The organism is Paraburkholderia sp. SEWSISQ10-3 4, assembly GCF_030464785.1.
In the GTDB taxonomy this organism is placed as follows: Bacteria; Pseudomonadota; Gammaproteobacteria; order Burkholderiales; family Burkholderiaceae; genus Paraburkholderia; species Paraburkholderia aspalathi.
On record NZ_JALPRI010000009.1, the window covers coordinates 103,928 to 118,999 of the forward strand.

The following is a 15,072-nucleotide window of genomic DNA, read 5'->3' on the forward strand; positions in this document are numbered from 1 at the left end:
CCGCGAGGCGTGCTTCCCAAAAACAAAAAACCCGCAGAAATGCGGGTTTTTTACCGGGGCTGTCGGGCCGCCGCTGAAGTGGAAACGCTCGCCAAGCGCCTGCCGCTTGCGCAGCAGACGCGTCGAGTCGTCAAATTAATGCCGTGCTTCGCCCGGTGCCGCGTCCTTGCCCGTTGCTGGCGGCGTGTCGTCGTCGCTGCTACGAGCCCAGAAAAAGCGATCCGGCAGATAGGCGCCCATGCCTGGCCGGAATGCGTTGCGCATTGCCTGATACAGATACTCCTGCGCCTCACGTACGGCTTCCGCCGGTTCCTGGCCATTGGCCAGCAAGGCGGCAATCGCGGCGCCGAGCGTGTCGGTAATGCCCATGATCCGATGGGCGCCGCGGTCCCACATATCCTGGCGCAGTTGGCCGTCTTCGCTGAACAGCGTATTGACGAGCCGGTGCGTGCCGGTTTCCGTCGACAGAATGTATTCGCAGCCTTGCGACAGCAGATGCGAGATCGCCGCGTCGAGGCTTGGTGCTTCGGCGTCGCCGTCCGGCTGGGCGAGCGCGAGCAGTGTGGCCGAATCGGCGACCAGCAAGGTGGTTTGCGGCGCCAGCAGATCGGCGATCGCTTCGCGTAGCTCGTCGGCGGCGAGCACGTGTTCGTCGTCGAGCGTGAAATCGGGGGCGAGGATCAGCGGGATGTCGTCGTAATCGGCGACCACCTCGGCAATCGCGCTGACCACTTCCGCGCGCGTGCATGCGCCGACCTTGAACGCGGCGATCGGCATGTCTTCGAGCAGCATTCGGGCCTGGGTCGCGACCACTTCAGGATCGAGCCCGGTGACTTCATCGCAGCTTGCCGAGTCGCGCACGGTATAGCCCGTGAGCACGGAGACGCCATGGCAGCCCATGCTGGCAAGGGTCATCAGGTCTGCTTGCAGGCCGGAGCCGCCGGTGGGATCGGAAAGGCCGAAGGTGAGGACGATCGGAGGCGTATCGCTGGGCATGAAGATTTACAAAAAGGAGCTGTATTTAGGCGCAGACGGTGCGCAATCGGCTCAATTATGCGGCCTAAACTGTCATGAGGGCGTTTTTTCGCATTCTTCGGCAGGTTGCCGCAAGTCAGCAGCACATAACCGGCAACCAGGCGCGACCCCCGCGCGCAAGCGCCGGCCAAACCGACGCAACCCTCTAGCCAAAGGCCGCCGCACACTACGATTGCGCGTTTCTGTTTGCTAGGCATTGGGGCGGCAACACGGTACCATCATGGCTCCCGTTTCCACGGACTCTACGACGCGACACAAGAATGGAATATCAAAGCTGGATGTGCCTGATTTGCGGCTGGATTTACGACGAAGAAGCTGGTTTGCCGGAGGAAGGCATTGCGCCGGGCACGCGCTGGGAGGACGTTCCCATTAACTGGACCTGCCCGGAATGCGGCGCGCGCAAGGAAGACTTCGAGATGGTCCAGATCTGAGGGCCAAGGGGCAAACGGCGGTCTCCAGCTGAGCGCCATGCCGTGTGGTTGCGGCGCGGCGTTTTGCTGGCGGCGTCGGTCGGATCGAACGCGGTCGATGCGCTCGGCGCGCAGCCCCAACGCGGTGGCGCGGAACATCCCCCGGTTGCACCGTGTCGCAGCGGTAATCTGTGATTGTCCTGCCGCCAGTTCGCGCGTTAGCCGATCAGTCTCTCGTGCAGCGCCGAAGCGGCGGTCCGTCAGCTTCCTGTCGCCTGCCCATGACTCTTCGATCCGCTGCACCCGATTCTTTCGATGCATTGCCCAATCCGCGCGGCGGCGCTGTCCGACCTGCGGAGCTGGCGCTGGCAGAGGCGTTGCTGGCGTTCGAACAACACCGCGAGAGCACCTCGGCGCTGCTGCGTGCGTCGCATGCGTTGCGCGAGGCCGGCTGGCTCAGCGCGCAGCGCTTCGCGGACGCGCTGGTGCGGCTCTCGCCTCTGGCCGAGGGCGATCCGGCTGAAGCAGACAGCCCGCGGCCGGTATTCGGCGCCGCATTGCACGATTTCCGCGCGGCGCTCGAGCGCCACAATCTGCGCGAGCTGTCCTGCTCCTCCACACTGTTCAATCACTATCACGCGCTGTGTGCCCATCTGTCGGAGCACACGCCGGGTTCGACCGTCGCATTCGAAGATCTCGCGCTGAGCGCCCGCCCGGTGCCGCCGGTCTCGCTGCATAACCAGTCCGCGGATCAACTCGCCCATTTGCGGGCTCGCTACGAGCGCGCGCTGCTGCCGGTGTTGCGCTCGCAGCCGGATAGCAGTGGTGCTGCGCTGGCGTTCACGAACGCGGCGCTCGACGAGCTGGACGCCGTCTTTACCGAACTCGCCGGTCCGGACCCCTACGATTTCTGGCGTCTCGCCAAAGCTTGCGCCAAGGCGCTGCGCGTCAGCGGCCGCGCCACCGGAGATGCCGACGCGCGGCGTTTCTATGCGCGCTGCAACCTCACCCTGGCCGATCATGCGCACGGCATCGAGCGCGCGCCGCGTTCGCTGGTGCGCGCAACGCTGGCGCTGCTGTGGCGCGATTACGCGCTGTTCGGCGCTGCAGCGGAAGATGCCGATCAGGTCGAAGTGCTGCACGACTATGGCTTGACGGTCGATTGGCACGTCGCGGGCACCCAGGCATCCGAAATGCTTTGGGAAGCGGGCGCCGTACAGGCGCAGGCGGTCAGCGCGACCCGCAGCACGCTGACGCGCGAGCTGGGCGTGTTGGCCGTCAACGCGCATGCGTATGAAGATTTCCTGCAAACGGCCGATGCCTCGATTTCGGCGCTGACCGAGCATGCCCGTGCGGCCGACCAGCCCGAGAAAGCCGATCCGAGCGAAGCCCTGCAAGCGGGCGACGCCGCCTACCGGCTCGGTGCCGCTGCGTGCGCGCTGGGCCTCGGACACGTGGCGCTGGTTGCCGATGCGCTCGGGCTCGCCTGGCGCCGCCGCGCGCACGCCGGCGTATCGACGCCGGCGGTGCGCTCCCATGTCATCGTCGGTGCACCAGCGGCGAGCACGCTCGAGCAGGCCGCCGAGGCGTTGCGTGCGATGCTGCACAAAGTCGCTGCGGGCGTCGCGCCGACAGGCAGCAACGCGGCGCTGGCCGCATTGACGCGTTCGATCGAGCAGGGCGGCGCCTGAACTGCCGGCTGCGGTATCACTGCGGTATCAATCAGCAGCACGCCCTGCGCGCCGGTACGCATGCTCTGCCGGCAACAGCGAGGCGCAATGTTCGAACCCGGAGGCACGCGATATGCGTGTCGTAAACACCGCTGAGCGCACCATGGACAAGGTCTGCGTGCGTGATAGAGTGCAACTTGATTCGCCGTCGATGGCTCGCGGCGCACTTCATCGCGCACATCGCGGTCACGCGCTCAAAGCCCGCCATCCCGCACCGTCTTTGCTAAAATCCGAACTATGTCCAAGAGTACCGATCGCATCAATCTGACCAACCAGTTCCTGATCGCCATGCCGAGCATGGCCGATCCCACGTTTTCAGGAACGGTGGTCTACCTTTGCGATCACAGTGAGCGCGGCGCGCTCGGCCTCGTGATCAACCGGCCGACCGATATCGACCTTGAAGCGCTCTTCAGTCGCATCGATCTCAAGCTCGAGATCGAACCCCTTCTCCATGTGCCTGTGTATTTCGGCGGCCCGGTGCAAACCGAGCGCGGCTTCGTGCTGCACGATCCGAAAGACGGCAATGCGTATACGTCGTCCATGTCGGTGCCGGGCGGGCTCGAGATGACCACGTCGAAAGACGTGCTCGAAGCCGTCGCGAGCGGCACTGGTCCGGAGCGCTTTCTGCTCACGCTCGGCCATGCCGGCTGGGGCGCGGGTCAGCTCGAAGAAGAGATTTCGAAGAACGGCTGGCTCACGGTTGAAGCCGACCCGAAAATCGTGTTCGACGTGCCCGCCGAAGAGCGTCTGGAAGCGGCGCTCGCGCTGCTCGGCATTTCACTGTCGATGCTGTCGGGCGAAGCAGGTCACGCATGAGCCTGGCAGCCGGACGTGAAGCGACGCTGCTTGCGTTCGACTACGGTGAAAAGCGGATCGGCGTGGCAGTGGGCAATTCGCTCACCCGCAGTGCACGCGCGCTCGTGATCGTGCAGAACCGCAGCCGCGAATACCGTTTCGAGGCGATCGGCAAGCTGATCAGCGAGTGGAAGCCGGACGCGCTGGTGGTCGGTTTGCCCATGCACCCGGACGGCACGCCGCATGAAATGACCCAACTTGCGAAGCGCTTCGGCAATCAGCTGAATGGCCGCTTCAATCTGCCGGTGACATGGATCGACGAGCGCTATTCGTCGGTCGAGGCGAAGGCGGAAATCCGCGCCGGCAACGGCCGCGCCGACATGCTCGACGCCGAAGCCGCCAGCATCATCCTCCAGCAATATCTAGACGGACTTTCCGACGATCATGAGTTCCATTGACGCCGAAGCGCTTTATCGCGCCGTGCTCGACCAGGTTCGCGCGGCGTATGGCGACGCCTTCAGCGCTGCCGATGGCCCCGTGCTGGCCGGCATCTACAGCGGCGGCGCGTGGCTTGCCGAGCGCCTCTCGCGCGATCTGAAGGCGCCGAGCTTCGGCGTGGTGAATGTCGCGCTGCATCGCGACGACTACGCGAAAAAAGGCCTGCACTCGCAGGCAAGTCCGACCTCGCTGCCATTTTCCGTGGACAAGCGCCGCATCGTGCTGGTGGACGACGTGCTGTACACCGGCCGCACGATTCGTGCGGCGTTGAATGAGCTGTACGACTACGGCCGTCCGGCATCGGTCGAACTGGCGGTGCTCGCCGACCGCGGCGGACGCGAGCTCCCGGTGGCGGCGCGTTTTGTCGGCGGCGTGGTGGATGTGCCGGCCGATGCAACGCTCGTACTCGCCCGCGAAGCAGGCGGCGCCGACGGCAACCAGCGTTTCACCTTTCACACCGAAGCACGCGTCGATTGAACACAGCTTTGCGCATTGAGCAAGGCATCGACGCCGAACACGTTGAAGCCCGTATTTGAAGCAGGTACCCCATGCACACCGCCACCCAGGCCTCGCAGGATTCCACCGACAGCGCCACCGAGCGCTTCCGTTATGGCTTCCTGAAGGGCAATCCGCAGCTCACGAAAAACGGCGAGCTCAAACATCTGTTGTCGATCGAAGGTTTGCCGAAGGCGATCGTCAATCACATTCTCGATACCGCAGACCAGTTCGTCAGCGTGACCGATCGTGAAGTGAAGAAGGTGCCGCTGTTGCGCGGCAAGTCGGTGTTCAACCTATTCTTCGAGAACTCGACGCGCACCCGCACGACCTTCGAAATTGCCGCGACGCGTTTGTCGGCCGACGTGCTGAATCTGAACATCAATGCGTCCTCGACAAGCAAGGGTGAGTCACTGCTCGACACGATCAACAACCTCTCGGCGATGCATGCCGATATGTTTGTCGTGCGCCATGCATCGAGCGGCGCACCGTACCTGATCGCCCAGCACTGCGCGCCGCACGTGCACGTGATCAATGCCGGCGACGGCCGTCACGCACACCCCACCCAGGGTCTGCTCGACATGTACACGATCCGCCACTACAAGAAGGATTTCACGAATCTGCGTGTGGCGATCGTCGGCGACATTCTGCATTCGCGGGTCGCGCGTTCGGACATTCATGCGCTGACCACGCTCGGCGTGCCCGAAGTGCGTGCGATCGGCCCGCGCACGTTGCTGCCGGGCGGTCTCGAGCAAATGGGCGTGCGCGTATTCCACAACCTCGACGAGGGCCTGAAAGACGTCGACGTGATCATCATGCTGCGTCTGCAAAACGAGCGGATGAGCGGCGCGCTGCTGCCTTCGGCGCAGGAGTACTTCAAGAGCTGGGGTTTGACGCCGGAGCGCCTTGCGCTCGCCAAACCCGATGCGATTGTGATGCACCCGGGGCCGATGAATCGTGGCGTCGAAATCGATTCGCAGGTGGCCGACGGCCCGCAATCGGTGATTCTGAATCAGGTGACGTTCGGTATCGCGGTGCGCATGGCGGTGATGGGGATCGTCGCGGGCAATAACGACTGAGCACAACCAGGGCAGCGCATGAACTATTGCCGGCGCATTCCCTCTCCTTGGGCGGTCGGTTTGCTTGCGAACCCATAGGCGAAGCCGAGAGGAAGGAGGGGTCTAGCGGGCAGGTTTGTTTTTTTCCTTTGTGGCCGACTTCCGGGCGTGCTCCGCAGTATCCTGCGCGTCGACACAAGCGCGCTCCAGTTGTGGTGCCCCCAACGCTACCGTCAAATGGGCGCGGCTCCAAAACAATGGCTTCCGGTAGAACGGCGCAAGGTGATCGGCAAACCTGTTTCGTTCGCGCCGTGCCGTCTTCAGGTTGTTGATCAGCACGGATATATCCAGCGCTGGATGGATGTCGATCAGCAAGTGCACGCGGTCAGGTGCGCCGCCAAACTCGATGAGTTGCAGCGCCAAGCGGCCAGGATTTCGCCGAACGCCGTTTCCTCATACGCGAGTAGTTCCAGCGACAACGTTTTGCGCCGGTATTTCGTCACAAAAACGACGTGTAGTTTGACGTTATAAACAGCATGGGGGCTAGATCTGCTAGTGTTTCCACATTTCCGCCTTAACGGTTTATTCGTCCCAGTATGGCAGCTATGGAACGCCGCAAAGTCACCTTCAAGCTCTATCCCGGCGCCACGCAGGCCGAGCGCCTGACTGGCTGGATTCGCTTGCACTGTGAGCTATACAACGCGGCGCTCGAGGAGCGAATCGACGCCTATCGGAAGACCGGCAAGTCGATCAGCTATTACGAGCAGCAAAACGTGTTGCCGGCGATCAAGGCCGATCGTCCGGAGTTCGTCGAACTAGGCAGTCACGCCCTCCAGCAGACACTGCGCAGGCTGGATCTGGCCTTTCAGGCGTTCTTTCGCCGCGTCAAGGCTGGGCAGACGCCGGGCTTTCCGCGCTTCAAGGCCAGCAAGCGGTTTTCTGGCTTCTGCTATCCAGACCAGGCCGGCTGGAAACTCATGCAGTCCGGCACGCGCGGCGCAACGATTCGCATAGGCAGCGGCAAGGACGCCATGTCGATCCGCGCACGCGGCCGGCATCGCTTCGGCGACGGCGCGAAGCCCAACGATCTCACGATCATGCGCAAGAACGGCGAGTGGTTCGCGTCTGTCACGCTACGCGTATCGGCGACGGCTTGCGCTCGCATGCGGAATGGTGACGACCATCGCGGCGTCGACTTCGGCGTCAACGATTGGGCTACGTTCGACAACGGCGAGACGATCGCCAATCCGCGATTCATCCGCAACGAGCTGCCATGGATGGCGGATCTGCAGCGACAGCAGGCGAGGAAGAAACGCGGATCTGTCCGCTATAAGCGGCTTGGCAGGCAAGTGGCGAGGCTTCACGAGCGTATCGGCAACCTGCGCCGTGAGTTCCTGCACACGAAGACCTCGCGCATGGTCGCGTCGTGCGCAGTGCTCGCTACGGAAGAATTGCGCACGCAGAACATGAGCCGTTCGGCCAGGGGCACGCAGGACAAACCCGGCCGGATGGTCAGGCAAAAGGCTGGACTCAATCGCGAAACGCTGTCGGCCGGATTGAGCATGGCGCACAACATGCTCGCGTACAAAGCGGTAGAGGCTGGTACGCGACTGCATGTGTCGAACACACGCCAGTTGAAACCATCGCAGCGCTGCGCCGCATGCTGGGAGATCGTGCCCAAAACGCTCGCGCAACGTGTGCATGAGTGTCCGCATTGCGGCCACACGGCACCACGCGATCAAAATGCAGCCTCGGTCGTCCTGATCGACGCGCACACGCCCGGGACGGGCGTGGCGGCGAGACCCAAACCTCTGGCGCGGCAGCGCGCCAAGTCAAAGTCTGTGACCCGTGAAACCCCTGCTACAGTGTCGCAAGACACTTAGCAGCGGGAGAGTTCATGATTCATATTCAAGGCGGCACGCTGATCGATCCGGCAGCGGGCACCGAACAGCAGCAGGACATTTTTATCGAAGCAGGCAAGATCGTCGCCATCGGCAACGCGCCTGCCGATTTCAGCGCAACGAAGACGATCGACGCCAAAGGCTTGCATATCGCGCCGGGCCTCGTCGATCTGTCTGCACGCTTGCGCGAACCGGGCTACGAACACAAGGCGACGCTCGAATCCGAAATGGCCGCGGCGCTCGCAGGCGGCGTGACGAGTCTCGTGTGTCCGCCGGACACCGATCCGACGCTCGATGAACCGGGGCTCGTCGAGATGCTCAAGTTCCGCGCGCGCAATCTGGATCAGGCGCATGTGTATCCGCTCGGCGCTTTGACCGTTGGCCTGAAAGGCCAGGTCATCACCGAGATGGTCGAGCTGACCGAAGCGGGCTGTATCGGTTTTTCGCAGGCCGATGTACCGGTGGTCGATACGCAGGTGTTGATGCGTGCGTTGCAGTACGCGAAGACTTACGGCTACACGGTATGGCTGCGTCCGGTCGATGCGTATCTTGGCAAGGGCGGCGTGGCCGCGAGCGGTGCGCTGGCGTCGCGGCTCGGTTTGTCGGGCGTGCCGGTGTCGGCTGAGACGATCGCGCTGCACACGATCTTCGAACTGGTCCGCGTGACGGGAGCACGGGTGCATCTGTCGCACGTGTCGTCGGCGGCGGGCATTGCGCTGATGCGCGCGGCCAAGGCTGAGGGCTTGCCTGTGTCGTGCGACGTCACCGTGAACCATGTACATCTGATCGACCTCGATATCGGCTACTTCGACGCGCAATTCCGCCTCGATCCGCCGCTGCGCCAGCAGCGCGATCGCGAAGCGATTCGCGCGGGCCTCGTCGACGGCACGATCGACGCGATCTGCTCCGACCACACACCGGTCGACGACGACGAAAAGCTGCTGCCGTTCGCCGAAGCCACGCCGGGCGCAACGGGCCTGGAGCTGTTCCTGTCGCTAACAGTCAAATGGGCCGACGAAGCGGGCGTGCCGTTGGCCAAGGCGCTGAACCGCATCACCACGGCGCCGGCCGATGTGCTGAAGCTGGAAGTGGCTGGCCGCATCGCCGTGGGCGCTGTCGCCGATCTTTGCGTGTTCGACCGCAACGCGTATTGGCGCGTCGAACCGCGTGCATTGAAGAGCCAGGGGCACAACACGCCGTTCCTCGGCTATGAACTGCCGGCGCGTGTGCAGGCGACGATCGTGTCCGGTCACGTTGCGTTCGAGCAGCGCTAATATTCGCGGCATTGCCCAGTTACGGAAAGCTCCGACAAATGAAGCTCGCGTTACGCAAGGCCCGTCTCGTCGCCCATCTGCTGCATGGCATGTGGATCGTTGCGACGCGCTTTTCCAAGGTCGGTGCGGAGGGGCGGCAGACGCTCAACCGCGAATGGTCACTGAAAATGCTGCGTCTATGCGGCATGCGGCTCGTCGTGCATAACGACAGCGCACGGCTCGACCGCGGCGCACTGGTGGTCGCCAATCACATCTCGTGGATCGACATTTACGTGATCAATGCGTGGCGGCCCACGCCGTTTGTCTCGAAGGCCGAGATCCGGCAGTGGCCGGTAGTCGGCTGGCTGGCGCAGCAACTGGACACAGTGTTCATCCAGCGCGAGAAGCGCAGCGACGCGAAGCGGATCATGCACGAACTGTCCGACCGCCTGAGCGCGGGCGAGCTGATGTGCGTATTTCCTGAAGGGACAACAACGAACGGTCTGGCGCTACTGCCGTTTCACGCGAATATGTTCCAGGCCGCCGTGTCGGCCTCGGTGCCGGTGCAGCCGCTATGCATCATGTACGAAGATGCGCAGGGCCGGCAATCCACTGCGCCTGCGTATATCGACGATCTGACGCTGGCTGATTCGCTGAACATGCTGTTGAGCGGCGGGCCGTTGACCGCGCACGTGTATGTCGGCGCGCCGCTTGCACCAGGTGCGGATCGTCGCACGCTGGCGGCGGAGGCGGAAGGGGTGATTGCTGCGGCGCTGCGGGAGATGCAGGGTGGCATGACGAGGTCGGGCGCTGCGATCGCGGCGTCGATTTCATCAGCCGATGCGCACAACACGCACAACGCCTCGGATGCTTCCAGCGTTTCGCCGGCGCTGATCGATCCCGTCGATCAGTCCGGCCGGTCGGCTTAACGGGGCAGCTTAGCGGGCCGGCTCAGTTGCCGCCTGGTGTGCGGCACGCCTCGCAGTCGACCTGCGTGAGCGTGCGCTCCGCCGGATTCTGCGCAAGGCGCACGGCCGAGAGTTTCTCACCCCACACGCAGCCGGAATCCAGCCCGATCAGGTTGTCGCGCAAGGTCAAACCGAGCGCGGCCCAATGGCCGAACACCACAGTGATGTCCGCGGTCTTGCGCGACGGCACGTCGAACCACGGCATGCTGCCCGGCGGCGCCGAATTCAGGCCAGCGCTGCTGCTGAAATCCATCACGCCTTCGGCATTGCAGAAGCGGATGCGCGTCAATGCGCTGCACGTCACGCGCAACCGCTCGATCCCCTTGATGCCTGGCGTCCAGCGATTCGGCTCGTTGCCGTAGAGCCCCGCGAGCGTTTCCTTCCAGTTCGGTGCACGCAGCGCTCGCTGCAATTCATCGGCGAGTTCCATCGTCATGGCGGCATCCCATTGCGGCAGCACGCCCGCATGCACCATCAGCATGCCGTTATCGAAATGCGCGATCGGACGGTGGCGGACCCAGTCGAGCAGATCGGCGGCATCCGGGGCGGCGAGGATGTCGTCGATCGTGTCGCCTTTCTTCGATTTGCGAATTCCCGCCGACACCGACAGCAGATGCAGGTCATGGTTACCCAGCACCGGCACCGCCTGATCTCCCAACGCGATGATGTCGCGCAGCGTGGCAAGCGATTCGGAGCCGCGGTTGATCAGGTCGCCCGCGAACCACAGCGGCGTGCCTTCGGGCGGCGCGGCTTTGGCCAGCAGTTGCTGGAACGGCGTGCGGCAGCCCTGAAGGTCGCCGAAAGCGAGCGGTAGCGGGTGCGCCTCTGAAACGGCAGCGGATCCGGCACTAAACGCAGCAGGAGAAGCGACGGTGGAAGCGGTGGAAGATGTCATCGGAAAGTCGGTGCAGTTCGATACACGCGGTTACGAACAAGGCGTGCCGCGTTGGGCAGTGCAGCAAATTAGCGTGACATAATAGCCCGTTTGAAGCACGGATATCGCGGCACGCCCGCCGGGAGCCTCAAGCAAGTGGCATTCCCAGGGGCGTTGTCAGGCGCACCGCAAGGGCCGCGCGCGATATTGCACTACAACAGGATGACCCTCGTGAACGGAGAAAGCATGTCGTCTATTCATGCGAATCAACCTATCCGCACCCTCGTTACTGGGGCGAGCGGCTTCACTGGGCGCTATCTGGTCGACAACCTGCTCGGCCGCGGCCATACGGTGATCGAAACGGTGGCCGGGCGCGACGAGCCTGAAACACCGACGCGCCTCAGGCTCGACATTACGTCGCCCGACGCCTGCCGGCGCGTGATCGAAACCGCGCGGCCCGACTACATCGTGCATCTGGCGGCCATCAGCTTTGTCGGCCACAACGATCCGCTCGACTTTTACCGCGTCAATGTGATCGGCACGCTGAACCTGCTTGAGGCCTGTGCGGCCGTCGGCCATACACCCCGCAAGCTGTTGATCGCGAGCAGCGCGAATGTGTACGGCAACGTCACTAGCGACGCCATCGACGAAACCTTCCCGGTCACGCCGGTGAACCACTATGCCGCCAGCAAGGCGGCCATGGAAACGATGGTGCGGACCTGGTTCGACCGGCTGCCCATCGTGATCGTGCGGCCGTTTAACTACACCGGCCGCGGGCAAGCGTCGAACTTCCTCGTGCCGAAGATCGTCGAGCATTTCGCGCGGCGCGAACCCGCTATCGAGCTCGGCAATATCGACGTGGCACGTGATTTCTCGGATGTGCGCTACGTGGCGAACGCTTATGAGGCTTTGCTCGAGTCAGATGCCGCTTCTGAAACGGTCAACGTCTGTACCGGCACGCCTTACACGTTGCGAGAGATTCTCTCGGCGGCGAGCAATCTGACTGGGCACGAACTCGAGATTCAGGTCAACCCTGCTTTCGTGCGCCAAACTGACGTGAAGATGCTGGCCGGGTCGCCGGCCAAGCTGCGCTCGATGGTTCCGGCGGTCGAGGCAATTCCGTTTATGGATACGCTGCGCTGGATGTTGGCGGCTTAACTGACACAATCGGCGGTATCTTGAGGTATCTGCCGTTATCTTGCGTAGTAGGTCCGCTCGCCGGCGCCGCAACGTGGACGCCTGCCCAAGTGGCCGGCCGGTTCATCTCCCCTTGCGGCAGTACCCGCTGGACGCGGCGCTCGCCGTCAAACTCCCCCTCAGTAATGAACGGAAACCAAACTTGTCAAGCTGTTTCAAGTTGTTAGGGTTCTGGTTTTTGCCCCGAGCGGCTTTATAATCAGGGCTTTATAAGATTGGCGTCTGAGCGCCTGCCTGCTGTGCGAGGGGCGCCGCCGGGCGTCGACAAAAATCGGATTCCACCACGCGGGATGCGTAGATCGGTGAAACGATGCCGATCTGCCGCCAACATCTAGAAGGGAAATTCATGATCCTGGTAACGGGCGGTGCCGGCTTTATCGGCGCCAATTTCGTGCTCGACTGGCTCGATGCGTCGGACGAAGCGGTGCTGAACGTAGACAAACTGACCTACGCCGGCAATCTGGGTACGCTCAAATCGCAACAGGGCAATCCCCGCCATGTGTTCGCGCGGGCCGATATCTGCGATCGTGCCGCGATGGATGCGCTCTTTGCCGAGCACAAGCCGCGCGCCGTGCTGCACTTTGCCGCTGAAAGCCATGTGGATCGCTCGATTCACGGCCCGGCTGATTTCGTGCAGACCAACGTGGTCGGCACCTTCACGCTGCTCGAAGCCACCCGTCAGTACTGGAATACGCTCGGCGGGGCCGACAAGGCCGCGTTCCGTTTCCTGCATGTCTCGACCGACGAAGTGTTCGGCTCGCTGTCCGCTACCGATCCGCAATTTTCCGAAACCACGCCGTACGCGCCGAATAGCCCTTATTCGGCCACCAAGGCGGGTTCCGACCATCTGGTGCGCGCCTACCATCACACGTATGGCCTGCCGGTGCTCACCACGAACTGTTCGAACAACTACGGTCCGTACCAGTTCCCCGAAAAGCTGATTCCGCTGATGATCGCCAACGCGCTAAGCGGCAAGGCGCTGCCGGTGTACGGCGACGGTCAGAACGTGCGCGACTGGTTGTATGTCGGCGACCATTGCAGCGCGATCCGCGAAGTACTCGCGCGCGGCACGCCGGGCGAGACGTACAACATTGGCGGCTGGAACGAAAAGAAGAACCTCGACGTCGTGCATACGCTGTGCGACCTGCTCGACCAGTTGCGTCCGAAGGCAGGCGCCTCGTACCGCGACCAGATCACCTATGTGAAGGATCGTCCCGGCCACGACCGCCGTTATGCGATCGACGCCCGCAAGCTCGAGCGCGAACTCGGCTGGAAGCCGGCGGAGACGTTCGAAACAGGTCTCGCCAAGACGGTCCAGTGGTATCTGGACAATCAGGTGTGGTCTGACGAAGTCGCTTCGGGTGAGTATCGGAAGTGGGTTGAGACCAACTACGCGCAACGCGCGTAAGGGCACGGCAATGGCGCGCAAAGGCATTATTCTCGCGGGCGGATCGGGCACGCGCCTGTATCCGATTACTCATGTCGTCTCCAAGCAGTTGCTGCCGGTCTACGACAAACCGATGATCTACTACCCGCTGTCCACGCTGATGGTGGCGGGGATTCGCGACGTGCTGATCATCTCCACGCCGCAAGATACGCCGCGTTTCGAAGCCATGCTCGGCGACGGCAGCCAGTGGGGCATGAACATTCAGTACGCGGTTCAGCCTTCGCCGGACGGTCTCGCGCAGGCGTTCATCATCGGCCGCGACTTTGTGGGCAACGATCCGTCGGCGCTGATTCTTGGCGACAACATCTTCTACGGTCACGATCTCGCGAAGCAGCTGGAACGCGCCAATGAGAAAGACGAAGGCGCTACCGTCTTCGCTTATCACGTGCACGATCCGGAGCGGTATGGCGTCGTCGAATTCGACAAGCAGTTCCGCGCGTTATCGATCGAAGAGAAGCCGGTCAAGCCGCGCTCGCACTACGCCGTTACTGGCTTGTACTTCTACGACAAGCAGGTCTGCGATATCGCGGCGGACATCAAGCCGTCGCCGCGCGGCGAGCTCGAGATTACGGACGTCAACTCGCGTTATCTGGCCAACGCCGCGCTCAATGTCGAGATCATGGGCCGCGGCTATGCGTGGCTCGACACCGGCACGCACGATTCGCTGATCGAAGCGGCGACGTTCATCGCGACGCTGCAAAAGCGCCAGGGTCTGGTGGTTGCGTGTCCGGAAGAGATTGCTTACCGGCAGGCATGGATCGACGGTGAACAGCTGCTCGCGCTGGCCAAGCCGCTGGCGAAGAACGCGTACGGCAAGTATCTGCAAAACCTTCTTACGGACCACGTTGCATGGCCATCCAAGTAACCGCTACGGCGCTGCCCGAAGTCAAGATTATCGAGCCGAAAGTGTTCGGCGACGCCCGGGGCTATTTCTACGAAAGCTTCAATGCGGTGGAGTTCGCGGAGCACGTGGAGAAAGACGTGACGTTCGTGCAGGACAACCATTCGCGTTCGGCGAAAGGCGTGCTGCGCGGCCTCCACTATCAGATTCAGCATGCGCAGGGCAAGCTCGTGCGCGTGGTTGAAGGGGAAGTGTTCGACGTTGCTGTCGACATTCGGAAGAGTTCGCCGAATTTCGGCAAGTGGGTGGGTGTGCCGCTGTCGGTGGAGAACCATCGGCAGTTGTGGGTGCCGCCTGGTTTCGCGCACGGCTTTGTCGTGTTGTCCGAATCGGCGCAGTTCCTCTACAAGACCACCGACTACTGGTTTCCTGAACACGAGCGCAGCATCGTCTGGAACGATCCGGCGGTCGGCATCGAATGGCCGATCGACTTCGAGCCGTTGCTGGCTGCGAAGGATGCGGCAGGCAAGCGCCTTGCCGATGCTGACGTCTTCGCCTAAGGGGTTGCCG

General features: G+C 62.9%; 16 protein-coding genes. 13 read left to right on the forward strand and 3 right to left on the reverse strand.

Features of this window, described 5'->3' with window-relative positions; all coding sequences use genetic code 11:
• Positions 1–135: 135 nt before the first annotated feature.
• Positions 136–996, reverse strand: coding sequence for a hydroxymethylpyrimidine/phosphomethylpyrimidine kinase (locus M0D68_RS19050; protein WP_054041676.1), 861 nt, complete (start codon positions 994–996; stop codon positions 136–138).
• 299 nt (positions 997–1,295) lie between these two features.
• Here M0D68_RS19050 and M0D68_RS19055 point away from each other — a divergent pair, with 299 nt between their 5' ends.
• The 6 genes from M0D68_RS19055 to M0D68_RS19080 all read left to right on the forward strand — a co-directional run bounded on the left by M0D68_RS19055 (position 1,296) and on the right by M0D68_RS19080 (position 6,042).
• The gene (locus M0D68_RS19055) at positions 1,296–1,466 is read left to right on the forward strand and encodes a rubredoxin (RefSeq protein ID WP_007178992.1); all 171 of its coding nucleotides are present in this window, start codon (positions 1,296–1,298) and stop codon (positions 1,464–1,466) included.
• 260 nt (positions 1,467–1,726) lie between these two features.
• The gene (locus M0D68_RS19060; protein ID WP_266224948.1) at positions 1,727–3,136 is read left to right on the forward strand and encodes a hypothetical protein; all 1,410 of its coding nucleotides are present in this window, start codon (positions 1,727–1,729) and stop codon (positions 3,134–3,136) included.
• A gap of 276 nt (positions 3,137–3,412) precedes the next feature.
• On the forward strand, positions 3,413–3,991 hold the full coding sequence (locus M0D68_RS19065) for a YqgE/AlgH family protein (RefSeq protein ID WP_054041678.1): 579 nt from the start codon (positions 3,413–3,415) through the stop codon (positions 3,989–3,991).
• Positions 3,988–4,428 (forward strand): Holliday junction resolvase RuvX, encoded by a 441-nt coding sequence (ruvX, locus tag M0D68_RS19070; protein ID WP_093636449.1) that lies wholly within the window; start codon positions 3,988–3,990, stop codon positions 4,426–4,428. Before M0D68_RS19065 ends, ruvX begins: the two co-directional genes overlap by 4 nt.
• Entirely contained in the window at positions 4,415–4,945 is a 531-nt protein-coding gene (gene pyrR / locus M0D68_RS19075; protein WP_266224950.1) for a bifunctional pyr operon transcriptional regulator/uracil phosphoribosyltransferase PyrR, read from the forward strand. The genes ruvX and pyrR overlap by 14 nt, the downstream gene beginning before the upstream one ends.
• A gap of 71 nt (positions 4,946–5,016) precedes the next feature.
• Positions 5,017–6,042, forward strand: a complete 1,026-nt coding sequence (locus M0D68_RS19080) for an aspartate carbamoyltransferase catalytic subunit (RefSeq protein ID WP_266224952.1) — start codon at positions 5,017–5,019, stop codon at positions 6,040–6,042.
• A 102-nt stretch (positions 6,043–6,144) separates the two neighbouring features.
• Here M0D68_RS19080 and M0D68_RS19085 read toward each other — a convergent pair whose 3' ends face one another.
• A complete protein-coding gene (locus tag M0D68_RS19085) occupies positions 6,145–6,444 on the reverse strand; it encodes a transposase (protein WP_266224953.1) in 300 nt (99 codons plus the stop codon).
• A gap of 182 nt (positions 6,445–6,626) precedes the next feature.
• On the opposite strand from M0D68_RS19085, the gene M0D68_RS19090 reads away from it, so the two are divergent.
• Genes M0D68_RS19090 through M0D68_RS19100 form a run of 3 tightly spaced genes read left to right on the forward strand, consistent with a single transcriptional unit; the run spans position 6,627 to position 10,104 of the window.
• Complete coding sequence (locus M0D68_RS19090; protein ID WP_266224954.1) at positions 6,627–7,904, forward strand: transposase; 1,278 nt, start codon at positions 6,627–6,629, stop codon at positions 7,902–7,904.
• A gap of 14 nt (positions 7,905–7,918) precedes the next feature.
• On the forward strand, positions 7,919–9,196 hold the full coding sequence (locus M0D68_RS19095; protein ID WP_266224955.1) for a dihydroorotase: 1,278 nt from the start codon (positions 7,919–7,921) through the stop codon (positions 9,194–9,196).
• 38 nt (positions 9,197–9,234) lie between these two features.
• On the forward strand, positions 9,235–10,104 hold the full coding sequence (locus tag M0D68_RS19100) for a 1-acyl-sn-glycerol-3-phosphate acyltransferase (RefSeq protein ID WP_266224957.1): 870 nt from the start codon (positions 9,235–9,237) through the stop codon (positions 10,102–10,104).
• Positions 10,105–10,126: 22 nt separating this feature from the next.
• Here M0D68_RS19100 and M0D68_RS19105 read toward each other — a convergent pair whose 3' ends face one another.
• The gene (locus tag M0D68_RS19105; RefSeq protein ID WP_266224958.1) at positions 10,127–11,038 is read right to left on the reverse strand and encodes a symmetrical bis(5'-nucleosyl)-tetraphosphatase; all 912 of its coding nucleotides are present in this window, start codon (positions 11,036–11,038) and stop codon (positions 10,127–10,129) included.
• Between the two features lie 225 nt (positions 11,039–11,263).
• On the opposite strand from M0D68_RS19105, the gene M0D68_RS19110 reads away from it, so the two are divergent.
• The 4 genes from M0D68_RS19110 to rfbC all read left to right on the forward strand — a co-directional run bounded on the left by M0D68_RS19110 (position 11,264) and on the right by rfbC (position 15,062).
• The gene (locus M0D68_RS19110) at positions 11,264–12,175 is read left to right on the forward strand and encodes a GDP-mannose 4,6-dehydratase (RefSeq protein WP_266224959.1); all 912 of its coding nucleotides are present in this window, start codon (positions 11,264–11,266) and stop codon (positions 12,173–12,175) included.
• Between the two features lie 385 nt (positions 12,176–12,560).
• On the forward strand, positions 12,561–13,622 hold the full coding sequence (rfbB, locus tag M0D68_RS19115) for a dTDP-glucose 4,6-dehydratase (RefSeq protein ID WP_266224960.1): 1,062 nt from the start codon (positions 12,561–12,563) through the stop codon (positions 13,620–13,622).
• A gap of 10 nt (positions 13,623–13,632) precedes the next feature.
• On the forward strand, positions 13,633–14,526 hold the full coding sequence (gene rfbA, locus M0D68_RS19120) for a glucose-1-phosphate thymidylyltransferase RfbA (RefSeq protein WP_266225040.1): 894 nt from the start codon (positions 13,633–13,635) through the stop codon (positions 14,524–14,526).
• Complete coding sequence (gene rfbC, locus M0D68_RS19125; protein ID WP_266224961.1) at positions 14,511–15,062, forward strand: dTDP-4-dehydrorhamnose 3,5-epimerase; 552 nt, start codon at positions 14,511–14,513, stop codon at positions 15,060–15,062. The genes rfbA and rfbC overlap by 16 nt, the downstream gene beginning before the upstream one ends.
• The last annotated feature ends 10 nt before the right edge of the window (positions 15,063–15,072 follow it).

Bases quoted from the DNA above. Each gene is read 5' to 3' on its own strand.
- M0D68_RS19050 (WP_054041676.1), bottom strand. From the start codon at position 996: ATGCCCAGCGATACGCCTCCGATCGTCCTCACCTTCGGCCTTTCCGAT.
- M0D68_RS19055 (WP_007178992.1), top strand. From the start codon at position 1,296: ATGGAATATCAAAGCTGGATGTGCCTGATTTGCGGCTGGATTTACGAC.
- M0D68_RS19060 (WP_266224948.1), top strand. From the start codon at position 1,727: ATGACTCTTCGATCCGCTGCACCCGATTCTTTCGATGCATTGCCCAAT.
- M0D68_RS19065 (WP_054041678.1), top strand. From the start codon at position 3,413: ATGTCCAAGAGTACCGATCGCATCAATCTGACCAACCAGTTCCTGATC.
- ruvX (WP_093636449.1), top strand. From the start codon at position 3,988: ATGAGCCTGGCAGCCGGACGTGAAGCGACGCTGCTTGCGTTCGACTAC.
- pyrR (WP_266224950.1), top strand. From the start codon at position 4,415: ATGAGTTCCATTGACGCCGAAGCGCTTTATCGCGCCGTGCTCGACCAG.
- M0D68_RS19080 (WP_266224952.1), top strand. From the start codon at position 5,017: ATGCACACCGCCACCCAGGCCTCGCAGGATTCCACCGACAGCGCCACC.
- M0D68_RS19090 (WP_266224954.1), top strand. From the start codon at position 6,627: ATGGAACGCCGCAAAGTCACCTTCAAGCTCTATCCCGGCGCCACGCAG.
- M0D68_RS19095 (WP_266224955.1), top strand. From the start codon at position 7,919: ATGATTCATATTCAAGGCGGCACGCTGATCGATCCGGCAGCGGGCACC.
- M0D68_RS19100 (WP_266224957.1), top strand. From the start codon at position 9,235: ATGAAGCTCGCGTTACGCAAGGCCCGTCTCGTCGCCCATCTGCTGCAT.
- M0D68_RS19105 (WP_266224958.1), bottom strand. From the start codon at position 11,038: ATGACATCTTCCACCGCTTCCACCGTCGCTTCTCCTGCTGCGTTTAGT.
- M0D68_RS19110 (WP_266224959.1), top strand. From the start codon at position 11,264: ATGTCGTCTATTCATGCGAATCAACCTATCCGCACCCTCGTTACTGGG.
- rfbB (WP_266224960.1), top strand. From the start codon at position 12,561: ATGATCCTGGTAACGGGCGGTGCCGGCTTTATCGGCGCCAATTTCGTG.
- rfbA (WP_266225040.1), top strand. From the start codon at position 13,633: ATGGCGCGCAAAGGCATTATTCTCGCGGGCGGATCGGGCACGCGCCTG.
- rfbC (WP_266224961.1), top strand. From the start codon at position 14,511: ATGGCCATCCAAGTAACCGCTACGGCGCTGCCCGAAGTCAAGATTATC.